At 39.4% G+C, this 15,258-nt stretch carries 8 protein-coding genes and 1 riboswitch; all 8 genes read right to left on the bottom strand.

Annotated features, from left to right (window positions below):
* Positions 1 to 96: 96 nt before the first annotated feature.
* Positions 97 to 858, bottom strand: a complete 762-nt coding sequence (locus ACERJO_RS15430; protein WP_373648066.1) for a 3-oxoacyl-ACP reductase — start codon at positions 856 to 858, stop codon at positions 97 to 99.
* Positions 859 to 933: 75 nt separating this feature from the next.
* A riboswitch (TPP riboswitch) is annotated at positions 934 to 1,044 on the bottom strand.
* A 71-nt stretch (positions 1,045 to 1,115) separates the two neighbouring features.
* The gene (locus tag ACERJO_RS15425) at positions 1,116 to 2,261 is read right to left on the bottom strand and encodes a mannitol-1-phosphate 5-dehydrogenase (RefSeq protein WP_373648080.1); all 1,146 of its coding nucleotides are present in this window, start codon (positions 2,259 to 2,261) and stop codon (positions 1,116 to 1,118) included.
* Positions 2,262 to 2,267: 6 nt separating this feature from the next.
* Positions 2,268 to 4,355 carry a BglG family transcription antiterminator gene (locus tag ACERJO_RS15420; RefSeq protein WP_373648065.1) on the bottom strand — a complete coding sequence of 696 codons (2,088 nt, stop codon included), beginning with the start codon at positions 4,353 to 4,355 and terminating at the stop codon, positions 2,268 to 2,270.
* Positions 4,356 to 4,469: 114 nt separating this feature from the next.
* On the bottom strand, positions 4,470 to 6,362 hold the full coding sequence (locus ACERJO_RS15415) for a PTS mannitol transporter subunit IICBA (protein ID WP_373648064.1): 1,893 nt from the start codon (positions 6,360 to 6,362) through the stop codon (positions 4,470 to 4,472).
* A 250-nt stretch (positions 6,363 to 6,612) separates the two neighbouring features.
* Entirely contained in the window at positions 6,613 to 8,544 is a 1,932-nt protein-coding gene (locus ACERJO_RS15410; RefSeq protein ID WP_373648063.1) for a fructose-1,6-bisphosphatase, read from the bottom strand.
* Positions 8,545 to 8,983: 439 nt separating this feature from the next.
* Positions 8,984 to 12,988, bottom strand: a complete 4,005-nt coding sequence (locus ACERJO_RS15405; RefSeq protein WP_373648062.1) for a 5'-nucleotidase C-terminal domain-containing protein — start codon at positions 12,986 to 12,988, stop codon at positions 8,984 to 8,986.
* 443 nt (positions 12,989 to 13,431) lie between these two features.
* The gene (locus ACERJO_RS15400; protein ID WP_373648061.1) at positions 13,432 to 14,067 is read right to left on the bottom strand and encodes a hypothetical protein; all 636 of its coding nucleotides are present in this window, start codon (positions 14,065 to 14,067) and stop codon (positions 13,432 to 13,434) included.
* 5 nt (positions 14,068 to 14,072) lie between these two features.
* Entirely contained in the window at positions 14,073 to 14,825 is a 753-nt protein-coding gene (locus ACERJO_RS15395) for a gamma-glutamyl-gamma-aminobutyrate hydrolase family protein (RefSeq protein ID WP_373648060.1), read from the bottom strand.
* Between the last annotated feature and the right edge of the window lie 433 nt (positions 14,826 to 15,258).

Below are 15,258 nucleotides of genomic sequence, written 5' to 3'. Positions count from 1 at the left end.
ATGCTTCGAAATAAACATGTTTAAAACGATCCATGAAAGAAGTCCTTCCTGGATCGTTTTTCTGCTGTAGCTCTTATCCGTAACCTCTTCTTTGCATTAATCCATCACTAAACCACCATCGACAACAAGATTCTGACCTGTCACTGCTCTTGCCCATGACGACGAAAAGAATAAAGCCGTATCAGCTAATTCTGCTGGAGTAGTTACCTTTTTCAATGGAGTAGTAGACTCAATGATTCCAAACACTTCTTCAGTCGTCACGCTACTCGCATCCGTTTGCTTCAATAAACCACCTGAGATCATATTAACCGTAATGCCATACTGCCCTAATTCCTTTGCTAAATTACGAGTGAAACCAAGTAATGCCGCTTTACCGGTTGTATATTCATGATAAGCAACGACAGGGTTTTGTACGAGATTCGTACCAATATTTATAATACGGCCAAACTGCTGTTCCTTCATATCAGCTACACACGCTTGTACGGTATTTAGTGCCCCTTTCACGCTTCCTTCTAACTGTGTGTTGAACTTTTCCCATTCAAGCTCGAAAGCATTCTTCTGCGTAACTGGATTAAATTCAAAATCAATTAATGCATTGTTTACAATCGTGGTAACCGGTGTACCAAAATAAGCCTTTGCTTTCGCAACCATTTCCTGCACTTGCACCTTATCTCGTACATCTGCTTGAATCGCAATCGCACGCTCACCGATCGCTTTTACGAGATGGTCTGCTTTTTCTTGACTTTGATAATAATTGATAATCACTTGAGCACCTTCGTTCGCATAAGCCTTTGCTAGCTCTGCTCCCACTCCCCTACTTGCTCCAGTAATTAAAACCGTTTGCTCATTTAATTTCACAATAGTCCCTCCAATATATGAATCTTTTCAACATTTACACAGCAAAAAGACTAGGAAACATAAGGACCTAGTCTTCGAAAAGATAGCCTACTTCCCTCCGCTGGTATGAGCCAGATCAGGTCCTGAGGGTCAAAAAGTTCAATACTTTTTTCTCAGTCTGTATAACAGACACCCCTAGTAGAAACTATTCATTTGTAAATGCTATCTATTATTATAATTTGAACAAAAGGAGCATGCAATTAAAGTGATTCTAGAGATTACATTTCCGCCTTCAACTTATCATAGTGACGAACAATTTCTCTCACTACATCACTATTTTCATCTAATTTACTGACCACTTTCAACACATAAGAAGGTCCATGCTCATTGATCATTGCTTGAATTTCTAGCGCTTCCTCGTCTTCATGAGCATCGAACATTAAGGCAGCTGCTATCGCTTTAGCCAAGTTTGTATACGGTAGCCCTGCCTTATACGCCTGAATAAGAGGACGGATTAAGCGATCCTGTGGACCTAATTTTCGAATTGGGGCACGTCCGACACGTGTAACACCATCATTTAAATAACGATTTTTGAAGCGTTCGATATTTTTATGAATATACGTTAAATGCTCCTCTTCATCAAGTCCATATTCCTTCACTAAGTACGCACCCGTTTCTTTCAACGTCTCTCTCACTTGCTGTACAACACTCTCATCATTTAACGCTTGATCAATGGTCTTCTTTCCTTCAATGTACCCTAAATAAGCGATGACAGCATGACCAGTGTTAACAGTAAATAATTTACGCTCGATAAATGGAGCAAGATCGTCCACAATTGTCATTCCTTCTACTTTTGGAATATGTTCATTTGCTTCCACTACCCATTCAAAGTAAGGTTCAACAAGTACATCAAGTGAGCTCTGATCCTGAATCGGGACAATTCGATCAACAGCCGAATTAAAGAAGAAAATTCTTCCTTTCAGCTTCTGTCTTATTTCATCATCAAGATGCTCCAATATAGATTCCTTTAACCTATCAGTAGCAGCAATTTGATTTTCGCATGCAATCACATAGAGCTTTTCATCCGATACAGCAACACGCTCAGCAATCCCCTGAGCTATTAAGGGTGCTATCCTTGGCAAAATAGTCGGTCCAATTGCCGTTGTTACATAAGTTGCTTCCTTAATTGCATCGATAACTTCTTTTTTCTGGCTCAAATTATTTAATCCAGAAACGTGTTCAATCTTCATTGATTGCTGCTCTTCAGTAGCTAGCTTCACTTGATAGCTTCGTTCTGTATTTAATTGATCAATAATGTGTGCAGCTATGTCGACAAACGTGACATGATAGCCTGATTCTGAAAAAAGAGCTCCGATAAATCCTCTCCCGATATTCCCTGCACCAAAATGAACGGCTTGTTTCAACATTGATCATTCCTTTATCAAATTATTTTGTAAGTAATCAAAAAATGTATCCTCTAACTTCTTGCGAATCATTCCTTCATTTGAAGACGAAAAAATCATCATTGCAATGTCATTTTCAATTAAACTTGTACTTATCATGCTTAGAACCTCCTGTTCACGCTTGCTCATATGTTTAGGAGCCAGCATTAATAGCAGGTTTTTCATTTGCATATCCCTTCCATCCATGCCCTTGATTGTACAAGGCTTATTTAAATGGGCGACTTGAAAGATGAGTTCAGATACACTTTCTTCTCTGCAATGAAACAGTCCCATATTCGTATTTGGTATTCCAAGCCCACCGTTTTTCTCGCGCTCCTCTAGTTCCTTTATCACATTTGTAGGATTTGTCACGAGACCACTCTGCCCACTCTCTTCTACCATTTCTTCAATAACCCTCCAATGACCCTCATCAGATTGCTTCCAATACACACGTAAATTTGCAAGAATCGATTCCATGCTTGAATGAACATCCTGAATTTCCTTTAATAAGCCTTTCACGTCCTGACGGTTGTTCTTTTGATTCGCATCCTTTTCAATAGAAGTCGTGACGTAGCTCTTCTTTCTCGTCACGACTTCTAGATGTTTTTGTAAATAATCTTGAATTGAATGAATATCTTTCTCGCTTAACAACGGGCTAACTAGGATATAATCGACATCAGCAAAGGGTAGCCTAACGGTTGAAATGACCAGTTCATACTCGTTCAAATCAGCCTTTTGAAATTCTTTTATCGACAAAATTTCAACGTTATGAATTTCTGATAGCTCTTTTTGAACACGGCTTGCGAGCATTTTGGACGTTCCAATCCCTGTCGGACAAACGATAACAGCATGTACCTGTATGCTCTCCTCGCGCTTCACTAAAGCCGAACCAAAATGAAGCACAATAAACGCAATTTCATCATCTGGAAAGTGAACATCCTCAAATTGTTTATCCAAGCTTTTCTGCACAACCATAAATAACACCGAATATTTTCTTTTAATTTCATTCGTCAATGGGTTAAATAAATCGAGCTTCTGCTTTAAGCGAAAAATCGATGGTTCCATATGTGCTAGCAATCCTTGATACAACGAAAAGTCATCCATTAAATGTACGTTCAATTGTTCAGACACATCTTGAATGACGTTTTTTATTAACTTTCCCAGTAAGACACTGTCGTAACCAGCAACATCAGCCGCTTGCAGCTTAGATCCTTTTAATACAACGGTCAAAAAATGAACATCGCTCTTTTCTAGTGGAATCGAGAGCTGACCTTGAAGCTTTTCACATATTGCTGACACTAGATTAAATTCACTCGTATAGTCATGCTCTGCTTCTATTTCCTGTTCAAGTAAAAAATGATGCTCAATTCGCTGAAGTGTAATGCAAATATAGACGATTAGCCCTGTATAATCATTGTCTGCTAGCCTTGTTTGCTCTTTGTTTATCTTCTGATTCACAAGTTCGTCAATCACCACTAAATAACGAGGTGAAAAATAGCCAAGAATATTCTTATTCGACCAATTTCCTTGACCTAGAAAATAGAAGCTTTCAATTAAATCTTCATAAAAATGAACTAAGAAATAATTCGCAAGCGCATGACGTATGCTCGACTCCGTTCCAACTAATTCTAATCCAACGCCTCTCTTTCTCGTTAGATTAATAGAAAATTTATGGAACCAATCCGTCAGATCATCTAAATAAAGAGACAACGTTGCCCCGCTTATACCTAACTGGCGAGCAAGCACTTGCTTCTTAAATGTCGGTCCATCATGAAGTAACATAATAAGCAATTGTAGCTTTCGTTGTTCTGGGGTAATATCAGTCGGATTAACACCCGTCAACCTTTGTATTAATCGATAAATTTGTTCATTTTTCCCATCAATAAATAGACCTTCTGTCGCTGTTCTCTTCAGTTCTAGCTCAAAGGGCTTTAAAAGCTTCTCGATTGATTTCAAATCTCTTTGTACTGTTCTTGCACTGACTTCTAGGAACGTAGATAGAGAATGAACCGTATGCTTACCCGAAGTTTTGACAATAAGATCAATAATCATTTTTTCCCTCGATGTAATAAACATTCATCTCACCCATTTCACTTATTAGATGTCCTGCTTTCAAGAGAAAACACCAAGTTCTTCAAGTATAATCCATTTTCGAATAGAAAGGCAGGATACCCTGCCCTTCTAGACCGATCATTTACTTTTAATAAGAGCTTTCAATTCTTTCACTGATTTCGCTTGAATCATTCGATCAACATTTGCCTGTTCGGAGCAAATGACAGCAATGCTTGAAAGAATCTCTAAGTGTGTACCATCTTTACCAGCTATTCCGAATATTAATTTCGTTTCTTCTCCATTAAAGTCTACCCCATTTGGAACTTGAATAACGGTAAAGCCTGATTTAATGACCGCTTTCTTTGCTTCTTCTGTACCGTGTGGAATTGCGACATTATTACCCATGTACGTCGAGGTCATTTCTTCGCGCTCAATCATCGCATCTACATAGCTTTCCTCAACATAGCCTGCTTCGACTAGCACGGCACCCGCAAAACGAATTGCTTCTTCTTTTGTTTTAAACTCTTGATTGACAAAAATATTTTCTTCAAGAAGCATATCATTATTTTCTTCATTCGTAGGCTCCTGACCGAACTTGTCACTCTCAGATTGATCGTTTGCTGTGCCACTTTGCAAGTTCGCAATAAGCTTGTCATATTCAGCGCTTGATAAGAAGTTGTCAACAGAAATATGGTAAGCATTAGGAACCTTATTCTGTGCTCGTGGTGTCAATTCTTCTTGCGTAATGACTATTTCGGCATCAGCTGGAATATTACTAATGGCTGTATTCGTCACCATAACATCCAATCCTGCTTCCTTCACCTTCTTGCGTAGAAGTGATGCTCCCATCGCACTCGATCCCATACCGGCATCACAAGCAAACACAATCTTATTTACTTGATCTACTTGAAGATCATTACTTGTAAATTGACTAGAAACCGAGCTTTTTTTCCCCTTCATCTGTTCCATTTTCTTCGTTGCTTCATCCATATCTTCATCGACTTGTTTTCCTGTTTTTAGAACGATCGCCGAAATGATGAATGAAACAGCAGTTGCTACGAAAATTGCTGCATAGTTAGCAAAATACACCATGCCATTTGGCGGAGTGACAGCCGTTATCGCAATAATACTACCTGGCGATGCAGGTGCACCAAGACCTCCGCCAAGAAGTACAAGAGTGAAGACTCCACTCATACCACCAAGAATAACAGAAACAAGTAACATTGGCTTCATTAACACATATGGGAAGTAAATCTCATGGATACCACCGAAAAAGTGAATGATCGACGCTCCTGAGGCTGATTGTCTCGCCATGCCTTTTCCAAAGATCATAAAGGCTAATAATACACCTAAACCTGGTCCGGGATTGGCCTCCAATAGGAAAAGTACTGAACGACCAGCATTTTGCACCTGCTCCAATCCAATTGGTGTTAAGACACCATGGTTTATCGCATTATTTAAGAAAAGAATCTTAGCCGGTTCTATTAACAAGCTCGTTAATGGAAGTAATCCCATATCCAGTAACCAGTCAACACCGACAACAAGAACTTGTGTAAATGACTGTACGGCTGGACCTATTCCTAAAAAGGCAAGAACGGCCAACGCTCCACCGATAATACCTGCAGAGAAATTATTAACGAGCATTTCAAATCCTGACCGAATTTTCCCCTCAATCATTTTGTCAAACCTCTTAATTAAAAAGGCAGCAAGTGGGCCGACAACCATCGCTCCTAAGAACATCGGCGTATCTGGCGCCCCAACGATAACCCCCATCGTCGCAATCGACCCGACAACACCACCACGCTGATCATGAATCAATTTACCACCTGTATAACCAATTAAAAGAGGTAATAAGTACGTAACCATAGGGCCAACCAAACTGGCAAGGCTTTCATTTGGAAAGAAACCATCAGGAATAAACAAGGCTGTAATTAGCCCCCAAGCAATAAAAGCACCAATGTTAGGCATAACCATCGAACTCAAAAAATTACCGAACTTTTGAACTGCAACTTTTACTTTCGATTGAGCCATTCTAATCATCCTTTCTTTAAGTAAATATAATAAAATGCGTACTTCAAAAAAAGCTTGAAAAAAATAGTAAACTTTTTGAACAACTTAAGCATAAAGGAGCAATAGAGCGACATTCAATGACAATGAAAACTAACTTTGTCGCAATGATCATGACAAACCTATTGTTTCTCTCATTCTACAGGCTATACGAAACTGATAGTTGATTGAAGGCGATAAAAAAGCACACCTAAATCGTAGGCATGCTTTTACTTTAATCCATATAACGATACTCCATCAGCTTCTTCAACATCGCAATCTCTTCTAGTAATTCCTGCCCGACATTCGTTTCTCGTACCTTTTTCCGTTCGAGCTCCTTATCAACAACTCGTTTCACCGATAATACATCAGCACCATTATGAATAACATCCTCTTTTGAATTAAACTGCTGATGAGCGACTAATTGCATCCCAAATGAGTTATACAGCAACGTATAGCCAGCTATCCCCGTAGTTGATTGATAGGCCTTTGAGAAACCTCCGTCAATGACAATCATTTTTCCATTTGCCTTAATGGGGTTCTCGCCATTAATTTCCTTAACAGGTGTGTGACCATTAATAATATGTCCTTGCTCAGGGTCTAGGTCAAACTCTGCTAGAATCGTCCGACAAACCTCCTCATTCTCTCTCAAATAATAATAAGGATTCTTAGGTTCTTTGTGCGCAGCTTTATCCTTAATAAAATAACGTTCAAATGTCGTCATTGCACGCTTTCCAAAAAGTGACGAATACTCCCCTGTCCATAAATACCAAACCATATCAGTCGCAAGGTCATCCGTTTGATCACGATGAGCAAACGCATAACGCAAATACGTCTCAAATTGATCTAATAATGCCCGACCTTTGTATACCTGACCATCAATTTCCATTTGCTCCATCTGACCGTCTTCATTAATTGGCATACAGCCATGAATGAGCAAATTCCCATTATACCGCAAATAGAGGCTGCCTTTTTTCATTAAAAATTTCATATGCCTCGCTAGTTTTTCCGAATGCTGGACAGACAGCAGCAGCTTATTGATCACTTCTTCTTCCTCATCTAATAACACAGTCGGATTATTGCGATCAATGGTTGAAAAGCACGTATTCTCTAATGAATACGTCTTTCCATAGACAGTCACTTCATTGCGCTCATAATCGACCATCTCAAGCAACAAGCGCTCTGACATATTGAAGAAAGGACGTCGATTAATAATCGGACTTTCCAATTTAAATTGAATGATAGCGATCGCCTGATGAATTTTTGTTATTTGCAAAGACTCATCCTCTGACAGTGGTTTATCGGCATGTTGCTTTGGTCGAAATGCTGGATTATCATCGTAATATTTGTCCGCTAACGTCATCAACGGTCGCAGATTAATCCCATATACATCTTCAATAATGTCCAAATTATCGTAACGAGCACAAATGCGAATAATATTCGCTAGACAGACCTTCGAACCAGCAAACGCCCCCAACCAAAGAACATCATGATTCCCCCACTGAATATCTAACGAATGATAGTTAATCAACGTATCCATAATTTTATCAGGGTCAGGCCCACGATCATAAATGTCTCCAACGACATGCAAGTGATCTACAATTAGTTGCTGAATCGTATAAGCGAGCCCTGCAATCAGCTTTTCTGATTGCCCAAGCGTAATAATCTGTTCTAAAATTTGTTTATAATAGGACTTCTTGTTTGAATACTTATCCGATTTATACAATAGCTCTTCGATGACATAAACAAACTGCTCCGGTAGTGCTTTTCGTAATTTCGAGCGTGTATACTTCGACGAAGCATAAGGAATAAGTGTAATCATGTCGCAAATGACTTGCTTGTACCATCGATGCAGCTCTACCTTACTACTAAACTTATTTTTCATCAGCTTTAGCTTGTCTTCTGGATAATAAACTAATGTCGCAAAATCATCAATCTCCTGTTGAGTCAATGAATCTTTGAAAATGTCCATTATCTTTTCTTTCACTTTACCCGAGCCATTGCGAAGTACATGTTGAAACGCATGATACTCCCCATGCAAATCACTGACAAAATGCTCCGTCCCTTTTGGCAAATTCAAAATCGCTTCTAGATTAATAATTTCCGTCACGACTTTCTCTTCACTATCAAATTTCTCAGCAAGCAAATCTAAGTATTTTCTATTCAACGCAGCTGTTCCCCCTTCAGCTCAAGTATGCACATAATATGTTACACCAAATCGATAAACGTCCTTTATATTAAGTATTAATTTTTATTAAGTGTATCATATAAAATAAATAGTGCAACATATTAACAATAAACTTACCCTATTAATGACACACTTATGAGGCTAGAAGAACCGTTAATAAAGATATGGCTCACACTCGCTGACGTAATTTCTTCCGTTCCTTTCTGCTGAAACATGCACATACCAAGTTTATGTTGGCATCAAATTTAAATATATTAATTTGAGCAGATCCCCTTCCTAAATCAACTTCATTCTACTCTGGAAAAACCTTATACTCCCTTATATATAAAGAGACGGCCCATCCTTTCCAATTCAATTTCAATTGGAAAGGACAGAACCGCCTATACTATTTCGCTCCTATGTCTACACTAAATTTCACTTAAACAAGCTTTCTACGTCTCATTAACAAGATCATAAACCCGATCAAGAAAAGAATGACACCCATTAAAGCAATGTTGGCTGAATTCGTTGCTGTATCAGGTAATTTACTATCTTCACCTGATTCTTTTTTGCTTCCAGAGTCTTGATTGTCATCATCGTCTCCTTCAGTTTCAGGAGGGGCAGATAGTTTCTTCTCCTCTTCCTCCTCTTCTTCTTCAGGCTTGCTTGGATCTTCCGGGGTTGGATCAATAGGGTCTTCTTCCTCCTCAAATGCAGCAAATAGACTGAAATGATTCGTTTCGGCAGTCACATAGCCATTTAAGTATGTCCCTCCGACTTTCTCCCACACATTCGTTGTTTCATTCAAGTAGAAAACATGAACCATGTCTTCATCAGTTAGTAAATCTTCATCAATCTGGAAATGCAGCGTGGCAAATTGTTCCCCAAAATGAGAGAGAATTTGATCTCCTTGAGTCAGTGTAAAGTCAAAGATTGTACTCACTAATGTTCCAGGCTCCGAGCCTATTTCCTCCTTAAGCTCTTCTTCATTCACTTCATCAAATGAGAATGTCACAGCTCCTTGGCCCATTTCAAAAATTGTAGCTGGAATTTCTACCGTCACGGTGCTTGAAACGAATTGAATCGTAGCTCCTTTTTCAACTAAATCATCGATTTGCTCGCTACTTAGCTCAATCACTGTATGTCCTACAAACAATTCAGAACGTACATCCAGTTCAAGAATACCACCATCTTGAACACGGTTGACCAGTTCATCAGAAACAAAGATTTTACCATCTTTCACTACAAGATCATCCTTTGGCTCAGAAGGTGGTTCGACTGGGTCTACCGGATCGACAGGATCTGGATCAACTGGTTCGATCGGGTCTACTGGATCTGGATCAATCGGATCAACTGGTTCAATCGGGTCTACTGGCTGACTAGGATCATAAATAGAAATTCTTTCTCCTTCCACATAATCAATCGCTTCTATTTGTGCCTCTACGAACTCTGCAACGGCTTCCCATACGAAGCCATTCTCTTCAACCGTCGAGTCACTTAACGTATAGTGGCCACCATTATGCATAAAGTCATTGTAAGCAACCTTATAAACCCCATTATCTTCAATACTTGTACCATCCTCTAAGCTGATCATAACATTCTCAAACCTCGGTGATCCGTTACCTTCTACTAACGTATAATGAATACCTGAGGCTTGCACATCCACTTGACCATGGTAATTCGATTGAGCTAGAATCATTTCTTTTAATCGTGATCCCGTCGTTTCCACTACGACAATTTGGTTTCCATAACCATCTAACGCTTCAATTTGCTCTCTCGTTATATCACCTGCTGGAATCGCACCAGTCACAGAGCTTCCATTAAGAAGACCGATGTCTGCATTTGTTAATGAACGAACAGCATCTGTGTAGAGGTTTCCTAGACCAACATCCATAACCCCTTTATTTGCACTAAACAATCCTTGTTCAGTAGAACCAATCACTTCTCCAATCGGTCCACCTGCATTTGGATCAACTTCAGTGGAAATTCGTCCTTCAGAACCATAATTCAATTTTTCACCTTGAGCAGTTAAAAATTCTCCGTATTCAATCATCGCCGTCGTCATAGGTGTCACTTCTGCGTATACGACCGTCCCTTGAAAATCGTAGCCTGATCCACCTGTTCCAATGTAATCCGGTACGGCGACTAAATACGTAGCATTAAGATCAAGAGGCTGTCCTTCTAATTCTAATTCGACATCGACATATTGCCCACTCGCATTTGTTAAAATCGTATAGTGAAGCCCTGATAATTGTAAATCAATTTGATTTCGATTATTTCTCGAATACGAAAACTTGATGACATCCTTAATCGCTTCTCCAGTCATTTCAAATAGCATCACTTGATTATCAAACGGTTCAATACGATAAATATCACCGATCGTCACATCTCCTGCAGCTATTGAATCACGAATACCACCGTTATTCGTGAAGGCGATATCGGCATCGGCAGCAAACGCCATTGCATCTGTCCAGAAGTTCCCTAGTGCTACATCTCTTTCATAGCGACCATCTCTTGTAAGACCTGTATCTGACTCCCCGATGACAATGCCTAATATTTCATCCATTTGCTCGTTCCAAACATCAATGATCGCTTGTACTTCTTCATCCGTCTCTTGTAATTGACTAACATCTTGCAAGTGACCCTGTACTTGAGATACTTCTTTCGTTTCAGCGTCAATCGCGAGTGATAATTTCCCTACATGACTTGCATATCCACCTGCTTGAGCAATTGGTGTGCCATTCACAACTTGAGGTGTGTTTAACACCGTATGAGTATGCCCACCAATAATGACATCAAAATAGTCAACTTCTTCTGCAAAGCGACGATCATCGCCATAACCAATATGAGTTAAAGCAATAATAACATCAGCTTGCTCCTCTAGCTCTTCTTGATAGGCGAGAGCTGTTTCGACATAATCATGGAATTCAATATCTACCACTCCACTTGGCGCTGTTGCTGGAGGGTTTTGCGTTAAACTAAACACACCAACATCGAATTCTTCAAATTCAAAAATCGTATATGGTTCAGGCTGTTCAATCGCAATAGACGAATCAACTGTCATGTTAGCACTTAACCATGGGAAGTTTGATTGTACGACACGTTCAGCAAATACATCCTGCCCATAATCAAACTCATGATTCCCTATCGCCAATGCATCTAGCTTCATTTCATTTAAAATATCAATGATCGGTTCACCTAAGTTAATGTCATTAACAGGTGATCCACTGAAAATGTCACCAGCATCTAAATAAAGCGAGTTATCAACAGCATCGCGTTCACCATTAATAAACGCTGCTACTTTCCCTAAATCATCAATACGAGAATGAATGTCATTTGTGTGCAAAATGGTTAAATCTAATTTATCATCACCAAGCTCTGGTTCAGTTGGATTTGTCGGTTCCTCTGAATCAGAGTCAGAAATGAGCACAATATCCATATCACCACGAGGTTTCACTTGAAATGTACCATTAAATACACTTGCAATCCCAGTTACGTCAACAACATCTCCGTTACCAAACGCGAAGTCATCGTACTCAAGACCTGTACGATTATCAACGCGAATCGATACCGATTCATTGTCTAATTCAGCTTGAAATTCGAATGTCCCAAAGTTATTCACTTCTGATAAATCAGCAATCGTCACACTTTCCAACGTCACGAGCTGACCTTGAATCGAATCACCTATTTCACTCGGAGTTACGATTGATGGTGTAGGGAGTTCTCCATCACCTAAAACCGTCACACTCGACAATTGGCTAATTTGAAACTCGCCATTAAACTCTCCTGTTTCACCAGTAATAATGACGTCATCACCTTGACTGACTTCATTAGAACCAAATACGTATGTACCACCTGTTGTATCTTGTAAATAAAATCCACTTCCACCCCATGCTCCAGGTGTTGTCGTCACAACTCCTCCGATCGTCACTTCCTCACCATGCTCCATATTGCGAGCATCTGCAATCGAAGTTACTTCAGGTAATTCGGGATCTGGCTCAGGAGAATATCCTTCCACAAATGTCATAGAAGTAGGACTTCTCAAGCCCGCCTGTGAAAAATAGTTTTCTAAGCTACCATGTACTTGAATCTTTTCTCCAATAATACTAGGATTTGATTCTAGTCCAAATGAACCTCGAAAATCAGATGTAATTTGAACGAGTAAAAAATTCGCACTATCTCTTTCCTCAGGATCATCTGCCAAAATTAAATTAAAGTCATTTCCAAATGGCGCAGAAAAATTAAAGCTATTAGCATTTGTAGTATGTCCAACGATATACCCTTCGACTGTAGCTGTCCCTTCATTGTTTTCAATCGCATCTTGTACGGTTAGAGTCGCTTCGTCCGCTGTCACAGCAGCTAGTGATTGAAATGGACTAAACACGAGAGCAAGCACTAACACATAAATGAGAGTTTGCATGAATACATTTTTTCTCTTCACCATAAATAGCCTCCTAAATTCATATTTTACGACTCATTCTAAATTGAAATAGAGAACCGCTGTTTCTATACAACATGTTCCTTCAAAATAGAATTGAATCGTTTACACAAGGCTATCCTACCAAATCAATTTTAAGGCTATGTTAATTTAACATGTAGATGCTGTATATATTTGGACAATCCTGTCATATTTAAGAAAAAGGCGGTAGCGTCTTTTCTTAATTGTGTTGTGCTGTTTGAAAGTGCGGTTCTTTAAAGAATAACGTGTATCGAACGAAGCCAACGCTCTTCTTTAAATGATCCCACTTGCTTCTTCGGTTCTTCTCACATCTCTTCCTCGAATTTTATGCTTTCTTAGCTTTTTAAATAGACTTCTCCGACAACATCCAAAAAGTGACATCATCCAATCTGATGTCACTCGTTCTGCTACTATTTCACTTTGCTACCTCATTCCACCGCCCTAACGATCTCATCAAGCTCCTCTCGCGTATAGACTCCATCAATTCCTGGTTTCTTTAATAAATATTCAACAATTTCGTTATCATCTAATGCTAACGTAGTTTTTAAACCATGGATAATCATACTTAAATATTCCTTCGACGGCCTTACAAATGGAACATCTAAGTCCCAATCGGCCGTGAACGTTAAAATCGGATATCCTTGCTCCTCACCTACGTATAAAATCGTCCCATACCACGAATCTCTAAATGTCTTGAAGCGATTAAGAATCACCTCTTCTAAATTGATCTCAATCTTCACTCCATTATTTTCCTGCTTCACGACATCGACAAACTGTTCAACGGTTATTAAATATTTTCGACTATATGTATGAACCCTTTCATCTTTCGTTAACCCAATAAATGCTACACCTTGATCTTGCCACCGCGCTGATCGCTTTGCAAAGTAAAGTGGATAGTGCATCATGTATGTTGCCTCATCAATAGGAAGTGATTGATCCCTACATCCTACTTCTACTTTTTGCGAGCCACGTGGCCTACCACCCTTGATATAACATAGGAAGCGTTCCCTACTTAAATTCGAACCATAGCTCGCATACCAAACATAGTTAGTAGACTTATTCATCACACTCATCTCCCCTTTTGTCCATTTACCTTATGATGTTCGCATTCCGTTATAAACATTTTGAATAACCGTTGCATAGCCGATTCTTCACTAGCCATTTCCTCTGGATGCCATTGAACACCCATGATTAGCGGCGCTGCTTCATTCATCCCTTCAACCGCTTCAATCATACCATCAGGAGCAACGGCTACTACCCTTAAACCAGCAGCAAGCTTATCTATCGCCTGATGGTGCATACTGTTTACACGATAAGTCTGATTACCGATCATTTGAAAAAGACGACTTCTCTCATCAATCTCTATCAAGTGAGTCGGCTCTGATCTTACCGTTTGTTGATTGTGGTTAATGGCGTTCGCATGTTGCGCCTCGATATCTTGAATGACCGTCCCTCCTAATGCGACATTGATCATTGTCATACCTCGACAAAGTCCTAGTATAGGCTTGTTCTTTTCCAAAGCACAACGAACTAATCCAATCTCAGTTTCATCACGTTTTGGACTTGTTTCTTCGACTTTGGGACTTGGATGCGCATGAAAGGAATAAGGATCAATATCCTCTCCACCACTCAAAATAATTCCATCACAAACATTCCCCCACACCTCTATCAATTCAGAAGATCCATTTGGAATCATCACAGGAACGCCACCTGCTTGAATGACTGAACGGACACACTTTTCATGAATATGATAGCTCATAATTTGGTTATGTGTCACAATTGAGCTTGTTAGGCCAATGACTGGATGTATAGATGATTCCATAATTTATACTCTCCTTTTAATCTCTGTCTTATCTCAACAATAAGTCATTCCTTATTTTACAAATAGACAATGATAAATATACGTTAAGTATGGATCACGATTCTCTTTTGGAAAAAATCTCAACCAATTATCGTGATGATCCTGAAATAATTTTAAGTCGCTACAGTTGATCACACACCTTTTAGCTTTTTTGGTGCGCCTAATTCTGAAGTCATTTTAGGCTCTGACATATTAGCCTTTACTCCTGCCAACGTGATGGCATATACGTACTGCCTAAATGAAGAACAATGGAAAGAGATCACAGCACCTATCCAGCCTAGTACTTATATCGGACCATACAAGGATTGCCATCAGTCCACTCCGTTGAATCCATCCTATCATCCACTCAATTATCAAAACCAAGCAACCCAACCTCCGTATCAGTCATTCAACT

Origin of the sequence: Halalkalibacter sp. AB-rgal2 (assembly GCF_041821005.1) — a bacterium.
Classification (GTDB): Bacteria; Bacillota; Bacilli; order Bacillales; family Bacillaceae_D; genus Halalkalibacter.
Note: the sequence above shows the minus strand (reverse complement) of the source record. Positions and strands in the feature narration are given on the sequence as shown.

Bases quoted from the DNA above. Each gene is read 5' to 3' on its own strand.
- ACERJO_RS15420 (WP_373648065.1), bottom strand. From the start codon at position 4,355: ATGTTTATTACATCGAGGGAAAAAATGATTATTGATCTTATTGTCAAA.
- ACERJO_RS15415 (WP_373648064.1), bottom strand. From the start codon at position 6,362: ATGGCTCAATCGAAAGTAAAAGTTGCAGTTCAAAAGTTCGGTAATTTT.
- ACERJO_RS15405 (WP_373648062.1), bottom strand. From the start codon at position 12,988: ATGGTGAAGAGAAAAAATGTATTCATGCAAACTCTCATTTATGTGTTA.
- ACERJO_RS15400 (WP_373648061.1), bottom strand. From the start codon at position 14,067: ATGAATAAGTCTACTAACTATGTTTGGTATGCGAGCTATGGTTCGAAT.
- ACERJO_RS15395 (WP_373648060.1), bottom strand. From the start codon at position 14,825: ATGGAATCATCTATACATCCAGTCATTGGCCTAACAAGCTCAATTGTG.